The sequence below is a fragment of the Streptomyces sp. NBC_01003 genome, assembly GCF_045162695.1.
In the GTDB taxonomy this organism is placed as follows: domain Bacteria; phylum Actinomycetota; class Actinomycetes; order Streptomycetales; family Streptomycetaceae; genus Streptomyces.
On record NZ_CP108707.1, the window covers coordinates 3,681,374 to 3,702,157 of the forward strand.

General features: G+C 71.6%; 18 protein-coding genes. 8 read left to right on the forward strand and 10 right to left on the reverse strand.

Annotation, left to right across the window (positions count from 1 at the left end; genetic code table 11):
• Positions 1–66: 66 nt before the first annotated feature.
• The 3 genes from OG698_RS16735 to ureA are packed head-to-tail and all read right to left on the reverse strand — an operon-like array spanning position 67 to position 3,543.
• Positions 67–1,095, reverse strand: coding sequence for an agmatine/peptidylarginine deiminase (locus OG698_RS16735; protein ID WP_406103767.1), 1,029 nt, complete (start codon positions 1,093–1,095; stop codon positions 67–69).
• Between the two features lie 10 nt (positions 1,096–1,105).
• Positions 1,106–2,857, reverse strand: coding sequence for an urease subunit alpha (locus tag OG698_RS16740; RefSeq protein ID WP_406103769.1), 1,752 nt, complete (start codon positions 2,855–2,857; stop codon positions 1,106–1,108).
• Positions 2,854–3,543 (reverse strand): urease subunit gamma, encoded by a 690-nt coding sequence (gene ureA / locus OG698_RS16745; RefSeq protein WP_406103771.1) that lies wholly within the window; start codon positions 3,541–3,543, stop codon positions 2,854–2,856. The genes OG698_RS16740 and ureA overlap by 4 nt, the downstream gene beginning before the upstream one ends.
• A 156-nt stretch (positions 3,544–3,699) precedes the next feature.
• Here ureA and OG698_RS16750 point away from each other — a divergent pair, with 156 nt between their 5' ends.
• Positions 3,700–5,151: a cytosine permease gene (locus OG698_RS16750; RefSeq protein ID WP_406103773.1), complete on the forward strand. Its 1,452-nt coding sequence runs from the start codon at positions 3,700–3,702 to the stop codon at positions 5,149–5,151.
• Positions 5,152–5,324: 173 nt separating this feature from the next.
• Here OG698_RS16750 and OG698_RS16755 read toward each other — a convergent pair whose 3' ends face one another.
• The gene (locus tag OG698_RS16755; protein ID WP_406103775.1) at positions 5,325–6,413 is read right to left on the reverse strand and encodes a branched-chain amino acid aminotransferase; all 1,089 of its coding nucleotides are present in this window, start codon (positions 6,411–6,413) and stop codon (positions 5,325–5,327) included.
• A 278-nt stretch (positions 6,414–6,691) separates the two neighbouring features.
• The gene (locus tag OG698_RS16760; protein ID WP_406103776.1) at positions 6,692–7,741 is read right to left on the reverse strand and encodes a 3-isopropylmalate dehydrogenase; all 1,050 of its coding nucleotides are present in this window, start codon (positions 7,739–7,741) and stop codon (positions 6,692–6,694) included.
• Positions 7,742–7,914: 173 nt separating this feature from the next.
• Here OG698_RS16760 and OG698_RS16765 point away from each other — a divergent pair, with 173 nt between their 5' ends.
• Positions 7,915–9,513 carry a purple acid phosphatase family protein gene (locus tag OG698_RS16765; protein ID WP_406103778.1) on the forward strand — a complete coding sequence of 533 codons (1,599 nt, stop codon included), beginning with the start codon at positions 7,915–7,917 and terminating at the stop codon, positions 9,511–9,513.
• Positions 9,514–9,524: 11 nt separating this feature from the next.
• On the opposite strand, the gene OG698_RS16770 is transcribed toward OG698_RS16765, so the two are convergent.
• Positions 9,525–9,665: a hypothetical protein gene (locus tag OG698_RS16770; RefSeq protein WP_399971966.1), complete on the reverse strand. Its 141-nt coding sequence runs from the start codon at positions 9,663–9,665 to the stop codon at positions 9,525–9,527.
• A gap of 253 nt (positions 9,666–9,918) precedes the next feature.
• Positions 9,919–10,455: a GNAT family N-acetyltransferase gene (locus OG698_RS16775; protein WP_406103780.1), complete on the reverse strand. Its 537-nt coding sequence runs from the start codon at positions 10,453–10,455 to the stop codon at positions 9,919–9,921.
• 76 nt (positions 10,456–10,531) lie between these two features.
• Between OG698_RS16775 and OG698_RS16780 the strand changes: the two genes are divergently transcribed.
• The 4 genes from OG698_RS16780 to bla all read left to right on the forward strand — a co-directional run bounded on the left by OG698_RS16780 (position 10,532) and on the right by bla (position 14,384).
• Positions 10,532–11,353: a CDP-alcohol phosphatidyltransferase family protein gene (locus OG698_RS16780; RefSeq protein ID WP_406103781.1), complete on the forward strand. Its 822-nt coding sequence runs from the start codon at positions 10,532–10,534 to the stop codon at positions 11,351–11,353.
• Positions 11,350–12,204 carry a phosphatidate cytidylyltransferase gene (locus tag OG698_RS16785; protein ID WP_406103783.1) on the forward strand — a complete coding sequence of 285 codons (855 nt, stop codon included), beginning with the start codon at positions 11,350–11,352 and terminating at the stop codon, positions 12,202–12,204. The genes OG698_RS16780 and OG698_RS16785 overlap by 4 nt, the downstream gene beginning before the upstream one ends.
• Positions 12,201–13,397 carry a lysophospholipid acyltransferase family protein gene (locus tag OG698_RS16790; RefSeq protein ID WP_406103785.1) on the forward strand — a complete coding sequence of 399 codons (1,197 nt, stop codon included), beginning with the start codon at positions 12,201–12,203 and terminating at the stop codon, positions 13,395–13,397. Before OG698_RS16785 ends, OG698_RS16790 begins: the two co-directional genes overlap by 4 nt.
• Positions 13,398–13,481: 84 nt before the next feature.
• Positions 13,482–14,384, forward strand: coding sequence for a class A beta-lactamase (gene bla, locus OG698_RS16795; protein WP_406103787.1), 903 nt, complete (start codon positions 13,482–13,484; stop codon positions 14,382–14,384).
• Between the two features lie 82 nt (positions 14,385–14,466).
• On the opposite strand, the gene pruA is transcribed toward bla, so the two are convergent.
• On the reverse strand, positions 14,467–16,098 hold the full coding sequence (pruA, locus tag OG698_RS16800; protein WP_100594993.1) for an L-glutamate gamma-semialdehyde dehydrogenase: 1,632 nt from the start codon (positions 16,096–16,098) through the stop codon (positions 14,467–14,469).
• Between the two features lie 32 nt (positions 16,099–16,130).
• Positions 16,131–17,057, reverse strand: coding sequence for a proline dehydrogenase family protein (locus OG698_RS16805; protein WP_399971953.1), 927 nt, complete (start codon positions 17,055–17,057; stop codon positions 16,131–16,133).
• A 185-nt stretch (positions 17,058–17,242) separates the two neighbouring features.
• On the opposite strand from OG698_RS16805, the gene OG698_RS16810 reads away from it, so the two are divergent.
• Positions 17,243–18,460: a PucR family transcriptional regulator gene (locus OG698_RS16810; protein ID WP_406103789.1), complete on the forward strand. Its 1,218-nt coding sequence runs from the start codon at positions 17,243–17,245 to the stop codon at positions 18,458–18,460.
• On the opposite strand, the gene OG698_RS16815 is transcribed toward OG698_RS16810, so the two are convergent.
• On the reverse strand, positions 18,449–19,030 hold the full coding sequence (locus OG698_RS16815; RefSeq protein WP_399971949.1) for a TetR/AcrR family transcriptional regulator: 582 nt from the start codon (positions 19,028–19,030) through the stop codon (positions 18,449–18,451). The two genes, OG698_RS16810 and OG698_RS16815, sit on opposite strands and share 12 nt — an antisense overlap.
• A 96-nt stretch (positions 19,031–19,126) precedes the next feature.
• Here OG698_RS16815 and OG698_RS16820 point away from each other — a divergent pair, with 96 nt between their 5' ends.
• On the forward strand, positions 19,127–20,704 hold the full coding sequence (locus OG698_RS16820; protein ID WP_406103791.1) for an MFS transporter: 1,578 nt from the start codon (positions 19,127–19,129) through the stop codon (positions 20,702–20,704).
• Positions 20,705–20,784: the final 80 nt, after the last annotated feature.

Genomic DNA, 20,784 nt, shown 5'->3' on the forward strand with positions numbered 1-20,784 from the left:
AGGACCTCTTCGCGCGGAGGGGCGTTCTTCCGGCGGGCCTGGGCCACGGGGACTCCTGCGGGTCTTTCAGTGTGCGGGCGTGATCTCGGGTTGCTGCTGGGTGATGCAGTGGATGCCACCGCCCCCGGCGAAGATCGTACGGGCGTCCACGAGCTGGACGGTCCTGCCCGGGAAAAGACGGCGGAAGATCCCGGCCGCGACCTCGTCGTTCGGGTCGTCGAAGGAGCACAGGACGACGCCGTCGTTGCACAGGTAGTGGTTGATGTAGGAGTAGTCGACCCAGCCCTCGTCGTCCTTGAGGACGGTCGGCGCGGGGACCTCGACGACCTCCAGGGGCCGGCCCTTGGCGTCCGTCTCGCCCTTGAGCTGCGCGATGAGCTGCTTGCTCAGCTCGTGGTCGGGGTGGGCGGGGTCCTGCTGCGAGTGGACCAGGACGACGCCGGGCGCGGCGAACGCGGCGACGATGTCGACGTGGCCTCGGGTGCCGTAGACGCCGTAGTCGCCGGTGAGACCGCGCGGCAGCCAGATGGCCTTGGTGGTGCCGATCCGGGCGTGGATCTCCTGCTCGACCTCGGCCTTGGTGCGACCCGGGTTGCGGTCGGGGTCGAGCTGCACGGTCTCGGTGAGGAGCACGGTGCCCTCGCCGTCGACGTGGATGCCGCCGCCCTCGTTGACGAGGGAGGAGGAGTGGACAGGGACGCCGGCGAGGTCCGCGATGTGGCGGGCTATCTTCGCGTCGTGCTCCCAGACGGCCCAGTCCTGGGCGCCCCAGCCGTTGAACGTCCAGTCCACGGCGGCTAGTTGGCCGTCGCCGACGACGAACGTGGGGCCGATGTCGCGCATCCACGCGTCGTCGAGGTCGCGCTCGACGAGCTCGATGTCGTCGCCGAGGAGCGCGCGGGCCGAGTCGCTCTGGCCGGGGGCGACGATCACGGTCACCGGCTCGAAGCGGCGTACGGCGCGGGCGACGGACGCCCAGGCCTCGCGCGCCCCGGCCAGCTCCTCGTCGTTGGTGAACGTCGGGTTGGGGCTCGGCCAGGCCATCCAGGTGCGCTCGTGCGGGGCCCACTCGGGGGGCATGTGGAAGCGGCTCATGAGCGGGTCCTCACAGAAAGTAGAGACGGTTCAGGGAGACGGAGTCGGCCGGTTCGGAGCGGACCGGGTCGCCGTCGAGCGTGACGAGTCCGGTGGCCTGGTCGACGTCGATGGAGCCGGTGCGCGAGTTGAGCCGCAGGTCGGCGGGGCCGATGCCGCGGGTGCCGCGGACGGCGACGCGGCGGCGGCGGGTGGGCATCTTGTCGTTGCCCTGGTCGAGGGCGGCCTGGGCGACGAAGGCGACGGAGATGTCCGCCGCGGTCGCGCCGTGCGCCCCGAACTGCGGCCCCAGGACGAGGGGTTCGCAGGTGTCGGTGGCCGCGTTCGGGTCGCCGACGACGCCGTACGCGGGGAAGCCGGACTTGAGGACGAGCTGCGGCTTCGCGCCGAAGAACTCGGGGCGCCACAGCACGATGTCGGCGAGCTTGCCGGCCTCGATGGAGCCGACCTCGTGGGAGAGGCCGTGCGCGATGGCGGGGTTGATGGTCAGCTTCGCCATGTAGCGCAGGACGCGCGCGTTGTCGTCGCACTCGCCGTCGCCGGCCTCCCCGTTCCGGGGAAGCAGGGGCCCGAGTTCGGCCTTCATCTTCCCGGCCATGGCGAAGGTCCTGCGCACGGTCTCGCCGGCGCGGCCCATGCCCTGCGCGTCCGACGACGTGATGCCGATGGCGCCCAGGTCGTGCAGGACGTCCTCGGCGCCCATCGTCCCGGCGCGGATCCGGTCGCGGGCCATGGCGGCGTCGCCCGGCAGGTCGGTCTTCAGGTCGTGGACCGAGACGATCATGCCGTAGTGCTCGGCGACGGCGTCGCGGCCGAAGGGCAGCGTGGGGTTGGTGGACGACCCGATGACGTTCGGGACGCCCGCCATCTTCAGGACGTTCGGTACGTGTCCGCCGCCGCAGCCCTCGATGTGGAAGGCGTGGATGGTGCGGCCCTCGAGGACCCTGAGGGTGTCCTCGACGGACAGGCACTCGTTCAGGCCGTCGCTGTGCAGGGCGACCTGGACGTCGTGCTCCTCGGCGACGCGCAGCGCGGTGTCGAGGGCGCGGGTGTGGGCGCCCATGTCCTCGTGCACCTTGAAGCCGGACGCGCCGCCCTCGGCCAGCGCCTCGATCAGCGGGGCGTCGTGCGAGGACGAACCCCGGCCGAGGAAGCCGATGTTGACGGGCCAGGCGTCGAACGCGTTGAACGCGTGGCGCAGCGCCCAGGGCGAGTTGACGCCGACGCCCCACACGGGCCCGAACTCCTGGCCGATGATCGTCGTCACACCGGAGGCGAGCGAGGCCTCCATGATGCGCGGCGACAGCAGGTGTACGTGGGTGTCGACGGCGCCCGCGGTGGCGATGAGGCCCTCGCCCGACACGATGGACGTACCTGTGCCGACGACGACGTCGACCCCGTCGAGGGTGTCGGGGTTACCGGCGCGCCCAACGGCGTGGATCCGGCCCTCGCGGATGCCGATGGAGACCTTCCTGATCCCCTGCGCGGCGTCGATCACGAGGACGTTGCTGATCACGACGTCACACGTCTCGCGGACGGCCGCGGCCTTGAGGTGGAGTCCGTCGCGGGCGGTCTTGCCGAAGCCGGCGAGGAACTCGTCGCCGTACGCCTGCGCGTCGGACTCGACGCGGACGGTCAGGCCCGAGTCGCCGAGGCGGACGCGGTCACCGGCGCGCGGGCCGTGTGTGGCGGCGTACGCGTGGGGGTCGATGTGCCGGCTGCCCGGCGCGCAGTGGTCGCTGTGCTTGGTGGGCCTGCTCATGCGCCCGTTCCCTTCACTCCGAGATATCCGCAGGCGGCTGCCCTGCGCAGGGCCTCCTCCTTGGCGCCGGGCGCGTCCAGCGGGCCGTCGACGAGCCCGGCGAAGCCGATCGCGACGCGCGCGCCGCCGATGGGCACGAGGCCCACCTCGGCGCTCTCCCCCGGCCCGAACCGCACCGAGGAGCCGGCGGGGACGGCGAGCCGCATGCCGTACGCGGCGGCGCGGTCGAAGTCGAGCCGCGGGTTGGCCTCGAAGAAGTGGAAGTGGGAGGTGACGGAGACGGGGACGCTCGACGTGTTGGTCGCCGTGAGCGTCACCGTGGCCGGCGGATCGCTGTGCTCGGGGCCCGGGAGCAGCGCGCCCGGCGCCTCGTCGCCCAGCGACGAGCCGATCGGGTCGCTGACCACGGCGAGCCGGGACCCGTCGTCGAAGACGGCCTCGACGTGTACCTCCGTCACGACGTCGGAGACGCCGGGGAGCACATCGTCGGGGCCGAGGACGCGGCGCGCCGCCTCGATGGCCTCGGCGAGCCGCCGGCCGTCCCTGGCCGCCTCGCACACCGTGTCCGCGATCAGGGCCGTCGCCTCGGGGACATTGAGCCGCAGGCCCCGGTTCTTCCGGGCCCTGGCCAGCTCGGCGGCCCCGAACAGCAGCAGCCGATCACGTTCCGTGGGGGTCAGACGCACGCCACCACACCTCCCGTACAGGTTTAGAACTTCACTCTAACCATACGATTCACAACTCGGAAACATTGACGTGCCAGCTTGCGATGGGTCACATTGAACGCTGCTCTAAATCACCCGATGTGGCCGATGCAACGACGCAAAGATCAGGGGTCCCCCATGGCGATAGAACAGCGCGGTGTAGACACCATCCCCGACGAGGAACGCACGAGCGGCCCCCGGGACATCGTCTCGATCCTCCTCGGCTCGAACCTCTGTCTCGGGGTGATCGTCTTCGGCTGGCTGCCCGTGTCGTTCGGACTCGGCTGGTGGGCCTCGGTCACCTCAGTGATCGCGGGCACGCTCCTCGGCACGGCACTCACCGCCCCGCTCGCCCTGGTCTCCCTGCGCACCGGCACGAACCTGTCGACGTCGTCGGGCGCCCAGTTCGGCGTCCGCGGGCGGCTCGTCGGCTCGGTCGTCGGCCTGCTCCTGTCGCTCGGTTACACCGCGCTGACCGTGTGGATCGGCGGCGACGCGATGACGGGCGTCCTGCACCGCCTGTTCGGCGTGCCCGAGTCGGGCCTCACCTACGGCATCGTCTACGCGCTCCTGGCCGCCGCCACCGTGATCGGCGCGGTCTACGGCTACCGCGTCCTGCTGCGCCTGTCCCGCGTCCTGGCCGTGGGCATGACCGCGCTCCTGGCGCTCGGCGTCGTCGCGTACGCCCCGCACTTCACCACGGCACCGCTGCCGGACGCGGGCGGCTACCTCCTCGGCTCGTTCTGGCCGACCTGGCTGCTCGCTCTCGTCGCCGCCGGCCTGTCGGGCCCCATCGCCTTCATCACGCTCCTCGGCGACTACACGCGCTACGTGTCCCCGACCCGCCACTCGCAGCGCAGCGTCCTGCGCGCCACCTGGCTCGGCCTGATCGTCGGCCTGCTCACGCCCCAGCTGTTCGGCACGTTCACCGCGTACGCGGCCCGCGCCGCCCTCGACTACGCGGGCTCGCTCGTCTCCGCCTCGCCCACCTGGTACCTGATCCCGCTGCTGCTCGCCGCCTCCGCGGGATCGGTCGGCAACGCGGGCCTGATGCTCTACTCCATGGGCCTCGACCTGGACGCGATCCTGCCCCGCGCCTCCCGCACGGCGGCGACCTACACGGTCGCGGCCGTCGCCACGGTCTGCGTCTTCGTCGGCCACTTCGCGTGGGCGGCGCAGGACGCCATGACGTCGTTCGTCCTGCTCCTCACCGCGATCGGCACCCCCTGGGCCGTGATCACCCTGATCGGCTTCGTCCGCTGCCGCGGCGTCTACGACGCGGACGCGCTCCAGGTCTTCAACCGGCGCTCGCGCGGCGGCGTCTACTGGTACCGCTCCGGCTGGAACCCGCGCGCCACCGTCTCCTGGGCCCTGGGCGCGTTCGTCGGCCTGCTCTCGGTGTCCCTGCCGTCGTACGAGGGCCCGCTGCTCTCGCTGACGGGCGGCGTGGACTGCAGCTTCCTGCTGTCGGGCCTGGTCGGCGGGGCGGCCTACCTGGCGCTGACGGCCCGTGAGGTGCGCTCGGTACGCGTCAGGGCCGCCGCGGACAAGAAGTCCGAGGCGGCCCTGGTCACGAGCGGTGAAGGCTGAGCGCGAGCCGGTCCTGGGGTCTTCGGTCTGGATCAGGCAGGATCAGGGATCGGGGTCATGGGGGTCCCCCTGCTCGAGCGCAGCCGAGAGCTTGGGGGAGTCGGCAACTGACGACAACGCCGCGAGGTGCGGCACCAGACCCCGCGGGCCCGGCATGATCCAAACAAGAGGCCCTAGCCGAGCTGGTGCATCCAGCCGTGCTTGTCCACGCTCGTGCCGCGCTGGATGTCGAGCAGCGCCTCGCGCAGCTTCCGCGTGACCTCGCCGGGCTCTCCGCCCGACTGGGTCCACTCGGCGCCGGCGCGCTTGACGGTGCCGACGGGGGTGATGACCGCCGCGGTGCCGCAGGCGAAGACCTCGGTGAGCGTGCCGTTCTCGGAGTCGGCCTGCCACTGGTCGATGGAGACGCGGCCCTCGACGGACTCGTAACCCAGGTCGCGGGCGACCGACAGGAGCGAGTCACGGGTGACGCCCGCGAGGAGCGAGCCGGTCAGCTCGGGGGTGACGATCTTGTCTCCGTACACGAAGTACAGGTTCATGCCGCCGAGTTCCTCGACCCACTTGTGCTCGACCGCGTCGAGGTAGGCGACCTGGTCGCAGCCCTGGGCCGCGGCCTCGGCCTGGGCGAGCAGGGACGCCGCGTAGTTGCCGCCGGTCTTGGCGTCGCCCATGCCGCCGGGGACGGCGCGCACGCGGTCCTCGGACAGCCAGATCGACACCGGCTTGACGCCACCGGCGAAGTAGGCGCCCGCGGGCGAGGCGATCACGATGAAGAGGTACTCGTTGGCGGGCTTCACGCCCAGGCCGACCTCGGTCGCGATCATGAAGGGGCGGAGGTAGAGGGACTCCTCGCCGCCGTGCGCCGGAACCCACGCGACGTCCTGCTTGACCAGCGCGTCGCACGCCTCGATGAACGTCTCGACCGGCAGCTCGGGCATGGCCAGGCGGCGCGCCGAGGCCTGGAAGCGCTTGGCGTTCATCTCGGGGCGGAAGGTGGCGACGGTGCCGTCGGGCTGGCGGTAGGCCTTGAGACCCTCGAAGATCTCCTGCGCGTAGTGCAGGACGTTCGTCGCCGGGTCGAGCGAGAGCGGTCCGTAGGGCACGAGCTGCCCGTCGTGCCAGCCGCGGCCCTCGGTCCACCGGATCGTCACCATGTGGTCGGTGAAGTGGCGGCCGAATCCCGGGTTGGCCAGGATCGCCTCGCGCTCCGCGCCGGACAGCGGGGTCGAGGAGGGCTTGAGCTCGATCGTGGGCGTCGTCATGGTTGCGTGTCCTTCACCGGTTGTGTGTGACGGACCGCTCTTCACGCACGCGCAGCTGGAAGATCGAACTCCAACTACTCGGTCGTCCGAGTTTTCGCGTTCACCGCGGCCCCACGTCCGATTATCGCTCGTGGGGTCCGATGGGCGAAAACGGCCGGTACGGGTACGGCGTGAGGTGCGGCCCAGGGGTTGATGGTGGCACCCGGGGACCGCAAAGGTGAAGCCGCCGGGTGCGGATGCGACCCGGCGGCTTCTTAAGTGCATTTAAGAGCGGCGGGTCAGCCGGCTACTCGTCCGGCGAGCGCGTCGCCGATCTCGTCGGTCGACCGCGCGGTGGTGCCGCGCTCGGCCAGGTCGACGGAGACGGCGTCCTCGATGCGGGCGGCCTCGGCCTCGTAGCCGAGGTGACGCAGCAGGAGCGCCACGGACAGGACCGTGGCCGTGGGGTCGGCCTTGGCCTGGCCGGCGATGTCGGGGGCCGAGCCGTGGACCGGCTCGAACATCGACGGGAACTCGCGGGACGGGTTGATGTTCCCGGAGGCCGCGACGCCGATGCCGCCGGAGACGGCAGCGGCGAGGTCGGTGATGATGTCGCCGAAGAGGTTGTCGGTGACGATCACGTCGAAGCGCTCGGGGTCGGTGACGAGGAAGATCGTCGCCGCGTCCACGTGCAGGTAGTCGGTGGTGACCTCGGGAAACTCCGCGGCCACCTTGTTGAAGATGTTCGTCCAGAGGTGCCCCGCGAAGGACAGCACGTTGTTCTTGTGGACCAGCGTGAGCTTCTTGCGGGGGCGGGCCTGGGCCCGGGCGAAGGCGTCACGGACCACACGCTCGACACCGAACGCCGTGTTGACGGAGACCTCGGTGGCGACCTCCTGCGGGGTGCCGGTGCGGATCGAGCCGCCGTTGCCCGTGTACGGGCCCTCGGTGCCCTCGCGGACCACGATGAAGTCGATCTCCGGCTGGCCCTTGAGGGGCGTCGCCACACCCGGGAGCAGCTTGCTCGGGCGGAGGTTGACGTGGTGGTCGAAGAGGAAGCGGAGCTTGAGCAGGAAGCCGCGCTCGAGGACGCCGGACGGGACCGAGGGGTCACCGATCGCGCCGAGCAGGATGGCGTCGTGCTGCTTGAGCGCCGCGACATCGGCGTCGGTGAGGGTCTCACCGGTCGCGTGGTAGCGCCTGGCGCCGAAGTCGTATTCCTTGGTCTCCAGCTTCACATCCTGCGGGAGGACGGCGCCGAGGACCTTGAGCCCCTGGGCCACGACCTCCTGGCCGATGCCGTCACCGGGGATCACTGCGAGATTGAGGATGCGAGAGCTAGCCGACATACGGGCACCCTACTTCGGCGTCCCATGGGATGACACTCGATGTCCGCCATTCGGACATGTGCCATGCGCCGTGCGGTCCGTCGGACACTCCGCCGTACGGGCCGCCGCGGGGTCGATTTCTGTTCACCCGCAGGTATGGCCCTTGTTGGTTGTTACGGGGAAGTTTGCTTCCCATGGACACACCGAACGTCGGCATTCCCGAGCAGCTGGCCCGCCGCCTGAGCATGCCCGAGCAGCACGAGTACCTGCGGGCCCGGTTCAGCAGGCGGCGCGCGCTGACCGGGACCGCGGGGAGCGTGGGCGGCCTGACCCTGCTGGGCGGCTCGGCCTCCTCGGCGTACGCGGCGCCTTCCGCTCCCGCCTCGCCCGCCGCTCCCGTCCGCTCGGCGGCCGTACAGGTCGACGGTTCCCTCGTCGCGCCCTTCGCCCGCCATCTCGCCTTCGGCGCCGACCCGAAGACGCAGATGCGGATCTCCTGGCAGGTGCCGTTCGCGGTGCGCAAGCCGTTCGTACGGGTGGGCCTGAAGCCCTGGGATCTCAGCCGGAAGATCGAGGCGGAGGTGCGCGCGCTGCACACGCCGAGCCTGTCGAAGAAGCTCCCGGCGGTCGAGCAGCACTATCTGCACGCGGCCCTGGACGGCCTGACCCCCGGGACGACGTACTACTACGGCGTGGGCCACGACGGCTTCGACCCGGCGTCCGCGGAGCGCATCGCGACGATCGGCTCCTTCCGCACGGCTCCGGCGAAGGCGGAGAAGTTCGTCTTCACGGCCTTCGGCGACCAGGGCGTCAGCTATGACGCGCTCGCCAACGACCAGCTGATCCTGGGCCAGAACCCCTCGTTCCATCTGCACGCGGGCGACATCTGCTACGCCGACAGCACCGGGCACGGCAAGGAGTCGGACGCGTACGACGCGCGCGTGTGGGACCAGTTCCTCGCGCAGACGGAGTCGGTCGCGAAGTCGGTGCCGTGGATGGTGACGACCGGCAACCACGACATGGAGGCCTGGTACTCCCCCAACGGGTACGGCGGCCAGTCGGCCCGCTGGACCCTGCCGGACAACGGCCCGGACCCGCGGAACGCGCCGGGCGTCTACTCCTTCGTGTACGGGAACGTGGGCGTCGTCGCGCTCGACGCGAACGACGTCTCGTACGAGATCCCCGCGAACAAGGGCTACACGGACGGGAAGCAGACCGCCTGGCTGGCCGAGCGGCTCGGTGAGCTGCGCGCGCGCAAGGACATCGACTTCGTGGTGGTCTTCTTCCACCACTGCGCGTACTCGACGTCGACGCATGCCTCCGACGGCGGGGTGCGCGCCGCGTGGCTGCCGCTGTTCGCCGAGCACCAGGTGGACCTGGTGATCAACGGGCACAACCACGTGTACGAGCGCACGGACGCCATCAAGGACGGAGAGGTGGGCAAGCCGGTGCCGGTCGGCGCGTCGACCGATCCGACGCGCGACGGCATCGTGTACGTCACCGCGGGCGGCGCCGGCAAGGACCTCTACGGGTTCGGCCTCGGGGTCGAGGACAGCTACGAGGGGCATGTCCAGGACCGCGAGTCGATCGTGACGTTCCACTGGACGAAGTCACGCCTGCCGGACCCGGACACCGTTCAGTGGTCGCGGGTGCGGTACACCGGCTTCTCGTTCCTCGCGGTGGAGGCGGAGACCGGTGGGGCGGGCGTGACCCCGAGGCTGAAGGTCTCCGCGCTGGCCGAGAGCGGCGAGCGCATCGACTACTTCGAGATCAGGCGGGGCGCACAGCCGTAGGGCGCGGGGCCCTAACGGGTCTCGTGCCCCGTCTCGCCGCCGTTGTCCCTGCGGTCGAGGGCTCGCTGCAGGGCGGCGGCGGCGTTCTTGCGGTCTGAATCGGACGGCGATGCGTGACGGACTCGGCGGCGGACGGGCGTCGCTGTGGCCATGAGAGATCGACTCCTTGAGATCACGGGGGATTTCGAGGCGCCGGAAGAGGCGGGGAGCCCGGAGCGGCAGGGGTTGCCTGCCTTCTGCTCAGCTCACGACCGCCATTCGCTGGATCGAGCGAGACGTTCGGCTCCTACAAAGCTAAGCGAGGAGCCTGCTTCTGTCTCCACAATTACTCGGACTTCCTACTATCTGAGACGGGAGTCACGGCGACGTATCGCTTCGCGCGGGGCCGGCCGGCGCTCCCCTCGGTCAGAGAATGTCGCCGCCGCGCCACTCGAAGAGGAGCGTGTGGGCCGGGTCGAGTGCGGCGGTGACGCGCCGCAGGTACGGCGCGCTCTCGTCGTCCGGCAGCCGCACCGGCCCCTCAGGGCCGTACGCGGCGAAGGCGCCCTGCCACTGTTCCCAGCCACGCGCCCGGTAGAGCCCGGCCCCGTCGGGCGACGCCGACAGCGCGCCCAGGTCGTAGGCGGCGTCGATCACCCGCTCCAGGGCCGCCATGACCTGCCCGCCCAGACCGCCCCTGCGCGCATCGGCGCGGACGGCGACGCCCTCGACGTAGCCGGTGCGCAGCGAGCGGCCCGCCTGCGCGACCCTGCGCTGCACCACGGAGCCGTGCGCGACGAGGTCGCCGGAGCTGTCGCGCACGAGGGCGTGCACGCCGCCAAGGGTGTGGTCCCAGTCGTCGTCGCTGAAGCCGCCGCCGAAGGCATCGTCCAACAGGGCGCGCACGGACCGGAGTTCAGCTCGGGTGAGGTCGGCGGTGTGTGCGGTGCTCAGCGTGGTCACCGTGACACCGTACTCACGCGCTATTTGAGTACGCGCGCCGATTTCACGCCGCGTGCGCGACGGCACAGTCGTCCTCATGAACGGCCTCTACGCTCTCAAGCCCTGGTACGCGGACCGGCTCTCCGGCCTGCGCCGCGCGCTCGCCGCCCGGCAGGTCTCGCCCGACACCCTGACGGCGGCCGGTGTCGTGTGCGCCGCGGGCGCGGCGGCCGCGCTCGCCTGGCTGCCGGCACCGCCGGCCGCGCTGCCGGTGGCCCTGCTGCTCGCGGCGCGGCTCGCGTTCGCGAACCTGGACGGCGCGCTCGCCCGCGACACCGGCCGCACGACGCGTCGCGGCGCCCTCCTCAACGAGCTGAGTGACCGCGTGGCCGACCTGCTCGTCATCGCGGGTTTCCTGCCGCTGGCCCCGCTGTGGCTGGTGGCCGCGGCGGCCTTCGCGGCCACGCTCCCTTCGTGGGTCTCCCTGGCGGGCGCGGCGGCGGGTGCGCCCCGGCGCAACGGCGGCCCGGTCGGCAAGACGGAGCGCTGCCTCCTCGCGGTCGTGGCCGCGGCCTCGGGCTGGGCGGTCCCTGTGCTCGCGGTTGTCGCGGCGGGGTCCGCGGTGACGGCGGTGGTGCGGGGAGTGTGGGTGTGGAGGGCGCTTGGGCAGCCCGATACGGCTGTGGCGATGGAGAAGCCTGTGGTGCCGGTGCCGGTGCCAGTGCCCGTGGCGGAGCCCCCGGTCCCGGCCACCACCCGTCGCCGCCCGTCCCCCTCCCCCACCCCCATCCTCAACTCCCCTCCCCCGAAGCCCGATCGAGGCCTCCCCCTCGACCCCGGCGAAGTGTCCGGCGGCATCACCCACACTCGCCCGCAGTCCCCCGCGGACCGCGGTACGCAGCTTCGGGGCACCCGATGAGCGCCGTGTTCGTCGCCGGTGAGGTGGCCGGGCGGGCCGTGCCGGTCGTGGCCGGGGTCCTCGGGGCCGGTGGCGTCGCCGTCGCCTCGTTGCCGTCCCGGGTACGGATACGGGCCGAGCTGCGCAGGCGCTGGCGGACCTGGGCGCTGTCCGCACCGCTGTTCATCGGCGCCTTCTTCGTGGGCCGCGCGGGCGCGTTCGTGCTCGCGGCCGGGCTCGGTGCGGTCGCGGTGGGCGAGTACGCGCGGATGGCGGGCCTGCCCCGCGCCGAGCGGGCCGTACTGGTGGCCGCGGCAATTGCCGTGCCTGGCACGGCACTTGCGGGGCCCGACCCCCGTACGACCGGGGCACTTCTCGTACTCGCCGTGCTCGCGGCGGTCTGCGCGGGTGACGCCGAACAGGGCTTCACGCGCGCGTCCCGCACGCTCTTCGGTCTCCTGTGGATCCCGGTGTCCCTGAGCGGCCTGGTGCTGCTCGGCGACACGGCGCTCGCGGTCGGGGTCGCGGTGGCGTTCGGTGACGTGGGCGCGTGGTGCGGCGGTACCGCGCTCGGCCGGCGGGGGCCGCTCTCGCGCCGCCTCTCGCCGCTGTCCCCCAACAAGACATGGGCCGGCGTGGTGGGCGCCGCCGCCGCAACTGCCGCCGCACTCGCGGCAGTCGGCGCGTTCACGCCGGTCCTGTGGGCCGCCGTGCTGGCCGGCTGCGTCCTCGGCGATCTCGTCGAGTCGATGGTGAAGCGCGAGGCGGGCGTGAAGGACGCGGGCAGTTGGCTGCCGGGGTTCGGCGGGCTCCTCGACCGTATCGACTCGCTCCTCGTCGCCCTGCTCCTCGTGATGGTGGTGACCCTGTGACGACGACCGTGACCGCTCCGGCCCGTGTGCGCCCGGCCCGTGCGGCCGCCCGGCTTCGCCATGCCCTGTGGTGGCTCGTCCTCACCCTCACCGGCGGTGTGGAGCGCCGGGGCCGGCTTCCGCGCGGCGGCTGTGTCGTGGTCGCCAACCACAGTTCGCACGCCGACAACGCCGCGCTGCTCGCCGCGCTCGACGCCTCCCACGCGCCGGCGATCGGCGCGGCGGCCGACTACTGGTTCGCCTCGCCCTGGCGCAGCCGGATCTGCAGCCGCCTCGCCGCCGGGTTCCCGGTGCGGCGCTCGGGCGGGGGCATGGACGACCTGCTCGGCATGGCGGACGCGCTGCGCGCGGGCCACGCCGTCGTCCTCTTCCCCGAGGGCACGCGCGCGCGTGCGGGCGAGCTGGGGTCGTTCCACCGGGGCGCGCTGGTCCTGGCGGAGCACGCGCGCGTGCCGGTGGTGCCGGTCGGTATCGCGGGCACGGACCGGCTCCTGCCCAAGCACGGCAGGCTGCGCCCGTCCCTGGTCCGGGTGCGGATCGGCGAACCGCTCCCGTACACGGCGACACCGGAGCAGGCCCGTATTGCGGTGGCCGCCCTTCATGCCCGTACGGTCGCGGAGCCGCTGCGGGACTCCCGCGTCCGCAAGGTCCTGGCCCGCGTGATCAGCACACGGCTCGGGCTGCTCCTGGCCTTCGCGTGGGCGTTCGCGGAGGCGCTGAGCTGGCCGCTGATGCCGGAGCTGTTCCTCGCGGTGGCGTGCGTGGCGGTGCCGCGCCGGGCCCTGAAGCTGTCCGTCACGGCGCTCGCGGGCAGCCTCGCGGGCGGCCTGCTCGCGCTCCAACTTGCCTCCGCGGGCGTCTCGTTGCCCGCACCCCTGACGACGGACCGGATGCGGGCGGAGGTCCGTCACGAACTGTCCGTCGAGGGCGCGTCGGCGGTACGCCACCAGCCCTGGAACGGCATCCCGTTCAAGGTCTACGCGAAGGAGGCGGGCCGCGCGGACGTCCCCGTCACGCACTGGCTGACCGAGTCGGCACGCGCGCGCGGCGCCCGCACACTCACGGTGGGCCTTGCGTTCGGCGCCTTCGGCTTCCTGGTGCACCGGCTCCGCAGGCTCTACGGGCTCTACCTGGGCCTGCTGTGCGGAGGCTTCGCGGCCGGTCTCTCGCTCATCGTGGCGGGCTGGAGCTGACGCGGGCCGGCACAGAGGGGCGCGGGCCTTCGGACCGGGCGATCCTCGCCGCGTCCCCGACCCCGTTCACGTACCTTCGAGATCATGAATTTACCTCCCTCCCGCAGGACCCTCCTCGGCGCCGCGGCCCTGGCGCCCGTCCTTCTCTCCGTGCCCGGCACCGCGAGCGCCGCGCCCTCCTCCGATGCCGGCGGCGACGCCCGGCGGCGGCTGCGCGAGCTGGAGGCGGGCTACCCCGGCCGCATCGGGGTGCACGCCCTGCACACCGGCACCGGCGCCTCCCTCGCCCACCGCGCGCACGAACGCTTCGCGATCGCCTCGACGTTCAAGGTGCTCGCCGCCTCGGCGATCCTGCGCAGGGCGCGCGAGCAGGAGCCCGGACTGCTCGACGTACTGATCCGCTACGGCCGCGACGACCTCGTGGCCGCCTCACCCCGCACCGAAATGCACCTCGAGACCGGCATGACGGTACGGGAGTTGTGCGACGCCGCCATCACGTACAGCGACAACACCGCGGCCAATCTGCTGATGCGCCGGATCGGCGGCCCCGCCGGCGTCACCGCGTTCGCCCGCTCGCTCGGCGACTCCGTGACCCGGCTCGACCGGTGGGAGACCGACCTCAACACGAACATCCCCGGCGACCGGCGGGACACCACGACGCCCGCCGCCATGACCGCGGACCTGCGCGCGCTGGTCCTCGGTGACGCCCTCCACCCGCTCGACCGCGGCCAGTTGACACGGTGGCTGGTGGAGAACACCACCGGCGACAAGCGGATCCGCGCGGGGCTCCCCCCGGGCTGGCGGGTCGGGGACAAGACCGGGTCGCCCGCCTACGGCGGGGTCAACGACGTGGCCGTGGCCTGGCCGCCGGGCGGCGGGGCTCCCCTGGTCGTCTCCGTGTACACGACCCGGCTCGACGCGGACACCCCGGGCGAGGACCGGATCGCCGCCGACATCACGCGCATCGCCGTGGACACACTGATCTGACCCCGGACACGACACCGCCTCCGACCGGGGTGGGGCCCTGGTCGGAGGCGGGGTTCAGGGGGCGTCGAAACGCCGGTGGGCGTCAGCCCATGTGCGGGTAGCCGTACTCGGTCGGCGGGACCAGCGTCTCCTTGATGGCGCGGGTCAGGGTCCAGCGCTGGAGGTTCTGCGGGGCGCCGGCCTTGTCGTTGGTGCCGGAGGCGCGGCCGCCGCCGAAGGGCTGCTGGCCGACGACGGCGCCGGTCGACTTGTCGTTGATGTAGAAGTTGCCCGCGGCGTAGCGGAGCTTGTCCATCGTGTGCGCGGCGGCGGCGCGGTCGTTCGAGATGACCGCACCCGTCAGGGCGTAGTCCGAGGCGGACTCCATCTGGTCCAGCATCTCGTCGTACTTGGCGTCGTCGTAGACGTGCACCGCGAGGATCGGGCCGAAGTACTCGGTCGTGAAGACCTCGTTCGCCGGGTCGCTGCACACGATGACGGTCGGGCGGACGAAGTAGCCGACCGAGTCGTCGTACTCGCCGCCGGCGATGACCGTGCAGGTCGGGTCCGACTTGGCGCGGTCGATGGCCGCCTTGTTCTTGGCGAAGGAGCGCTCGTCGATGACGGCACCGATGAAGTTCGTCAGGTCGGTGACGTCACCCATCTTGATGCCGTCGACCTCGGCCGCGAACTCTTCCTTGAAGCCGTCGTTCCAGATGGAGGCCGGAACGTAGGCGCGCGAGGACGCGGAGCACTTCTGGCCCTGGTACTCGAAGGAACCGCGGGTCAGGGCCGTCTTGAGGACGGCGCGGTCGGCGCTCGGGTGGGCGACGACGAAGTCCTTGCCACCGGTCTCACCGACGAGCCGCGGGTAGGTGCGGTACTTGTCGATGTTCGTGCCGACCGTCTTCCACAGGTGCTGGAAGGTCTTGGTCGAGCCGGTGAAGTGGATGCCGGCCAGGTCGCGGTGGTTCAGGGCGACCTCGGAGACCGCGATGCCGTCACCGGTGACGAGGTTGATGACGCCCTTGGGCAGACCGGCCTCCTCCAGGAGCTGCATGAGCAGCACGGCGGCGTGGGTCTGCGTCGGGGACGGCTTCCAGACCACCACGTTGCCCATGAGGGCGGGAGCGGTGGGGAGGTTGCCGGCGATGGCGGTGAAGTTGAACGGCGTGATCGCGTAGACGAAGCCCTCGAGCGGGCGGTGGTCCATGCGGTTCCACACGCCGGTGGAGTTCGCCGGGGGCTGCTCGGCGAGGATGTTGCGGGCGTAGTGCACGTTGAAGCGCCAGAAGTCGACGAGCTCGCACGGGGTGTCGATCTCGGCCTGCTGCGCGGTCTTCGACTGGCCTAGCATCGTGGACGCGGCGAGCGTCTCGCGCCACGTCGTGGAGAGCAGCTCGGCGGCGCGCAGGATGATCGCGGCGCGGTCGTCGAAGGACATCGCGCGCCAGGCCGGGGCGGCGGCGAGCGCGGCGTCGATCGCGTCCTGCGCGTCCGCCTGCGTGGCGCCGCGGCCCGTACCGATGACGGCCTGGTGGTTGTGCGGCTGGACGACGGTGAATTCGTCGCCGCCACCGAGGCGCTTGACGCCGCCGATGGTCATCGACAGCTCGATCGGGTTCTCGGCCAGCTCCTTGAGCTTGACCTCGAGGCGCGCCCGCTCCGGGGAGCCGGGGGCGTAGCCGTGCACCGGCTCGTTGACGGGAGCGGGGACCTGGGTTACAGCGTCCATGAGTCTCTGAACTCCTTTGAGAGGGGTGGGGCTCAGCCCTTGGTGAGGATGGAGCGGGCGAAGAACAGCAGGTTGGCGGGCTTCTCCGCGAGGCGGCGCATGAAGTAGCCGTACCAGTCGGTGCCGTACGCGGTGTAGACGCGCATCCGGTGGCCCTCGGCGGCGAGGCGTACGTGCTCGTCGCTGCGGATCCCGTACAGCATCTGGAACTCGTACTCGTCCAGCTTGCGCCCGGCGCGGCGGGCGAGCTCCTGGCTGATGGAGATGAGGCGCGGGTCGTGGGACCCGATCATCGGGTACCCGTCGCCCTCCATCAGAATCTTCAGGATGCGGACGTACGCCTTGTCGATCTCGGCCTTGTCCTGGTACGCGACGGAGGCGGGCTCCTTGTAGGCGCCCTTCACGATGCGTACGCGGCTGCCGGCGGCGGCGAGGCGGGTGGCGTCGTCCTCGGTGCGGAAGAGGTAGGCCTGGATGACGCATCCGGTCTGCGGGAAGTCCTTCCGCAGCTCCTCGTGGATGGCGAACATCGAGTCGAGGGTGGTGTGGTCCTCGGCGTCCAGGGTGACCGTGGTGCCGATCGCGGCGGCGGCCTCGACGACCGGGCGGACGTTGGCGAGGGCCAGCTCGTGGCCGCCGTCCAGCGCTTGGCCGAACATCGACAGCTTGACGGACATCTCGGCCTTGGTGCCGAGGCCCAGGTCCTTGAGGTGCGCGATCAGCTCGAGGTAGGCGTCGCGCGCGGCGGCGGCCTGCTCGGGGGTCGTGATGTCCTCGCCGACCACGTCGAGGGTGACCTCGAGGCCCTTGCCGCAGGCGTCCACGACGATCGGCACGACGTCGTCGACGTTCTCACCGGCGATGAACCGGTCGACGACCTGCTTCGTGCCGGGGGCTGCCGAGATGAAACGGCGCATCTTGTCGCTGCGTGACGCGGCGAGAATCACGGGACCCAGCACGGGCCACCTCCACGGGGAGAGTACGAACGAGTGGCCGTTTCGGCGTAAACGAACTGAATCGCAACAGACCGGTACGGCACGGAGAACCACCGTGAAATCTAAGGATCCCTCCGAGCGTGTGCCATCGACAGCTGTCACGCATCTGTGGCCACCACCTCAGACATTTGTCTGAAGAGTGCGGTGGGGTGCGCGAGAATGGCGGGGTGAAGGGCGACTACCAGGAACTGGTCGACGAGATCTCTGCGCTGCTCAGCGCCCCCGCGACGCTGGAGAACCGGGATTTCGGGCTGATCGCGTTCGGCGCGCACGACAGCGACAGCGCATTCGACGAATCGACGCTGGACCCCGTACGCACCCGCTCGATCCTGACCCGCCGCTCCACCGCGGCGGTGCGCACCTGGTTCGAGGGCTTCGGCATCGCCCGCGCCACCGGCCCCGTCCGCATCCCGCCGACCCCGGAGGCCGGGGTCTACCGGGGCCGCATCTGCCTTCCCGTACGCCATCGGGGTGTCGTCCTCGGCTATGTGTGGCTGCTAGACGACGACCCGGGGCCGACCGAGCAGCAGCTGACCGCCGCGATGGAGGTGGCGGGCCGCATCGGCGCGCTGCTCGCGGACGAGGCACAGGCGGGCGCCGACCTGACCCGTGAGTTCCGCGAGGTCCTCACAGCCGAGCGCGGCTGGCAGCGGGACATGGCGGTGGCGGCCCTGCGCACGGCGCTCGGGTCGCGCGCGGACGGGCTGCACATGGTGGTGTGCGTCGCGCCGTGGCCTTCCCCGGGCTCTCGGCCTCACTCGAGCAGGGGATACCCCGATGGGGACCCGGACGACGCGCCTTCTTTCCGTACGATCCCCGCGGCCGACGCCCTGTGCATGGTGCCGTGGGGTGCGGCCGGGCAGGCCCTGGCCCTCCTGGTGCGGCTGCGGTCGGCGGACGCGCTCGGGCCGGCCTTGGCGGCGGCGGCGAAGCTGCGGGAGCGCGCCGGTACGGCGGTCGTCGCGGCGGGGTTCGCGGGGGCGCGGCATGAGCTGGGCGACCTGGGCGCCGCCTGGCAGGAGGCGACGGCCGCGGCGCGCGCGGCACTCGCCGAGCCGCGTCTCGGCCCGGACGCGCACTGGGCGGCGATCGGCCCGTACCGCCTGCTCACCGCGCTGCCCCCGGACACGGCGCACGACCCGGTCCTGAACCCGCTCCTGCTGCCCGCAAACCGCCAACTGGCCCGCACCGCCGAGGTGTTCCTCGACTGTGCGGGCCAGGCCGGCCGCACGGCGGCGGAGCTGGGCATCCACCGCCAGACCCTCTACTACCGCCTGTCCCGCGTGGAGCAGCTCACCGGCCTCGACCTGGACGACGGTGAGGACCGGCTGCTGTTGCACATGGGGCTGAAGGCGTCACGCCTGTGACTTCTGGGCGGCCGCCATCAACTGCCGTACGCCCTCGGTGAGTTCGTCGGCGCTGGGCGAGTAGTCCGCGTCGAAGGTGTGCTGGGCGACGAGCCCGAGGACCAGCACCGAGAAGAGCTTCCCGAGCGTGTGCACGCTCGGATCGTCGGCCGACGGCTCCTCCCCCATGACCATGCCGATGAAGCCGCGCCCCGCCTCGTGCTGGGCTTGTGCCAGTTGCTCGCGCACGACCGGCATCTTGTCGCCCATCGTCACGAGCTCGATGCTCAGGTGCCAGATCGACCCGGGCTTTCCGAGGCTGTCGGTGATCCCGGCCATCACGGCCCGGAACCGCTCCAACGAGCCTGGCGCACCCGGCAGTTCGCCCACCGCGCTCCAGTCGTCCGAGGCCCCTTCGGCCAGCGCCACGTACGCCTGCGCGAGCAGCGCGTCCTTCGACCCGTAGTGGTAGCCGATGGACGCCAGGTTGGCGCCCGACTCCTTGACGATGTCGCGCGCCGTCGTGCGCACGAACCCCTTCTCCAGAAGGCAGCGTTTGGCGCCTTCGAGCAGATCCTCGCGATGTCCCATGGCGCCACCGTACCCCTGATTCATACAGCCGTCCCATACGGTCGTTCTATACATGCGTACTAGACAAGCGTTTAAGACGCCCGTACAGTCCTCCTCATGACGAACTCACCGAGCACCAACTCCCGTGCGGGGCGCCGTGAATGGACGGCACTCGCGGTCCTGATGCTTCCGCTGCTCCTCGTCTCGATGGACGTCTCCGTCCTCTACTTCGCGATCCCCTCCATCAGCTCGGACCTCGAGCCGACCGGCACCCAGCAGCTGTGGATCTTCGACATCTACGCGTTCGTGCTCGCCGGCCTGCTGATGACGATGGGCTCCCTCGGCGACCGCATCGGCCGCCGCAAGCTCCTGATGATCGGCGCCACCGCCTTCGGCGCCGCCTCCGTCTGCGCGGCCTACGCGAACAGCGCGGAGATGCTCATCGCGGCCCGCGCGCTCCTCGGCATCGGCGGCGCGACCCTGATGCCCACGACGATGGCGCTGGTCCGCAACATGTTCCGCGACGACAAGCAGCGCGCGACGGCCATCGGTATCTGGTCCGGCGTCATGACCGGCGGCGTCGCGCTCGGCTCGGTGATGAGCGGCATCCTCGTCGAGCACTTCTGGTGGGGCTCGGTCTTCCTCGTCAACCTGCCAGCGATGGCCCTGCTCCTGCTGCTCGCCCCGGTCCTGCTCCCCGAGTTCAAGGACCCGAAGCCGGGCCGCTTCGACTTCCTGAGCGTCCCGCTGTCGATGGCCGCGGTGCTCCCCCTCGTCTACGGCATCAAGGAGATCCCCTCCGAGGGCTTCGAGCCGCTCTACGTCGCCTCGATCGTGGTGGGCCTCGTCTTCGCCGCCCTGTTCGTACGCCGCCAGCGCACCGTCGAGTCACCGATGATCTCGCCGGCCCTCTTCCGGGGCCGCGGCTTCGGCCCCGCCGTCACCCTCAACCTCATCTCGGCCTTCGCGATGATGGGTTCGGCGTACTTCACCACGCAGTACCTCCAGGCCGTCCTCGGCAAGAGCGCGCTCGAAGCGGCGCTGTGGGCGCTCGCGCCGACCGTCTTCATCGGCTTCGCCGCCCCCGTCGCGACGGTCCTCGTGCAGCGGGGCGTGCACCGCGGGTCCGTCGTCACCGTCGGCTTCCTGACCAGCGCCTGCGGCTACGGCCTCCTGACGCTGACCGGCACGGACTCCCTGTGGAGCGCCCTGGCCGGCGCGGGTGTACTCGCCTCCGGCGCGGTCATCGTGGGCTCCCAGCTCACGGACCTGGCGCTCGGCGCGGCCCCGGCGGAGAAGGCGGGCGCGGCGTCGTCCCTCCTCGAGACGGGCCAGGAGTTCGGCGGCGCCCTCGGCATGGCCGTCCTGGGCTCGATCGGTACGGCGGTCTACCGCCACGACATCCCGTCGGGCGCCCCGGCGGCCGCCCACGAGACGCTGGGCGGCGCGCTGGCCGTGGCGGGACAGCTCCCCGGCGAGGCGGGCCGGGCCCTGACCGCCGCCGCACGAGAGGCCTTCACCCACGGCATGCAGGCCGCGTCGATCGCGGGAGCGGTCCTGCTGCTCGCCGCCGCGGCCCTCGCCATGAAGACCCTGCGCACGGTCTCGGTGTGCGACGCCGCGCCGGCATCCGCGGCGACGGCCCACGAACCCGGGGCCCCCGCCGCGGTGACGGTCCAGCCGGCGACGGACTGACCGCCACCCGCCGGACACGATGCCGGGCGGGCCGGACCACTCCGGCCCGCCCGGCATCGCCGCGCCCGCGCCCCCTCTCT

Bases quoted from the DNA above. Each gene is read 5' to 3' on its own strand.
- OG698_RS16820 (WP_406103791.1), top strand. From the start codon at position 19,127: ATGACGAACTCACCGAGCACCAACTCCCGTGCGGGGCGCCGTGAATGG.
- OG698_RS16815 (WP_399971949.1), bottom strand. From the start codon at position 19,030: ATGGGACATCGCGAGGATCTGCTCGAAGGCGCCAAACGCTGCCTTCTG.
- pruA (WP_100594993.1), bottom strand. From the start codon at position 16,098: ATGGACGCTGTAACCCAGGTCCCCGCTCCCGTCAACGAGCCGGTGCAC.
- OG698_RS16755 (WP_406103775.1), bottom strand. From the start codon at position 6,413: ATGACGACGCCCACGATCGAGCTCAAGCCCTCCTCGACCCCGCTGTCC.
- OG698_RS16760 (WP_406103776.1), bottom strand. From the start codon at position 7,741: ATGTCGGCTAGCTCTCGCATCCTCAATCTCGCAGTGATCCCCGGTGAC.
- OG698_RS16770 (WP_399971966.1), bottom strand. From the start codon at position 9,665: ATGGCCACAGCGACGCCCGTCCGCCGCCGAGTCCGTCACGCATCGCCG.
- OG698_RS16735 (WP_406103767.1), bottom strand. From the start codon at position 1,095: ATGAGCCGCTTCCACATGCCCCCCGAGTGGGCCCCGCACGAGCGCACC.
- OG698_RS16750 (WP_406103773.1), top strand. From the start codon at position 3,700: ATGGCGATAGAACAGCGCGGTGTAGACACCATCCCCGACGAGGAACGC.
- OG698_RS16765 (WP_406103778.1), top strand. From the start codon at position 7,915: ATGGACACACCGAACGTCGGCATTCCCGAGCAGCTGGCCCGCCGCCTG.
- bla (WP_406103787.1), top strand. From the start codon at position 13,482: ATGAATTTACCTCCCTCCCGCAGGACCCTCCTCGGCGCCGCGGCCCTG.
- OG698_RS16740 (WP_406103769.1), bottom strand. From the start codon at position 2,857: ATGAGCAGGCCCACCAAGCACAGCGACCACTGCGCGCCGGGCAGCCGG.
- OG698_RS16785 (WP_406103783.1), top strand. From the start codon at position 11,350: ATGAGCGCCGTGTTCGTCGCCGGTGAGGTGGCCGGGCGGGCCGTGCCG.
- OG698_RS16780 (WP_406103781.1), top strand. From the start codon at position 10,532: ATGAACGGCCTCTACGCTCTCAAGCCCTGGTACGCGGACCGGCTCTCC.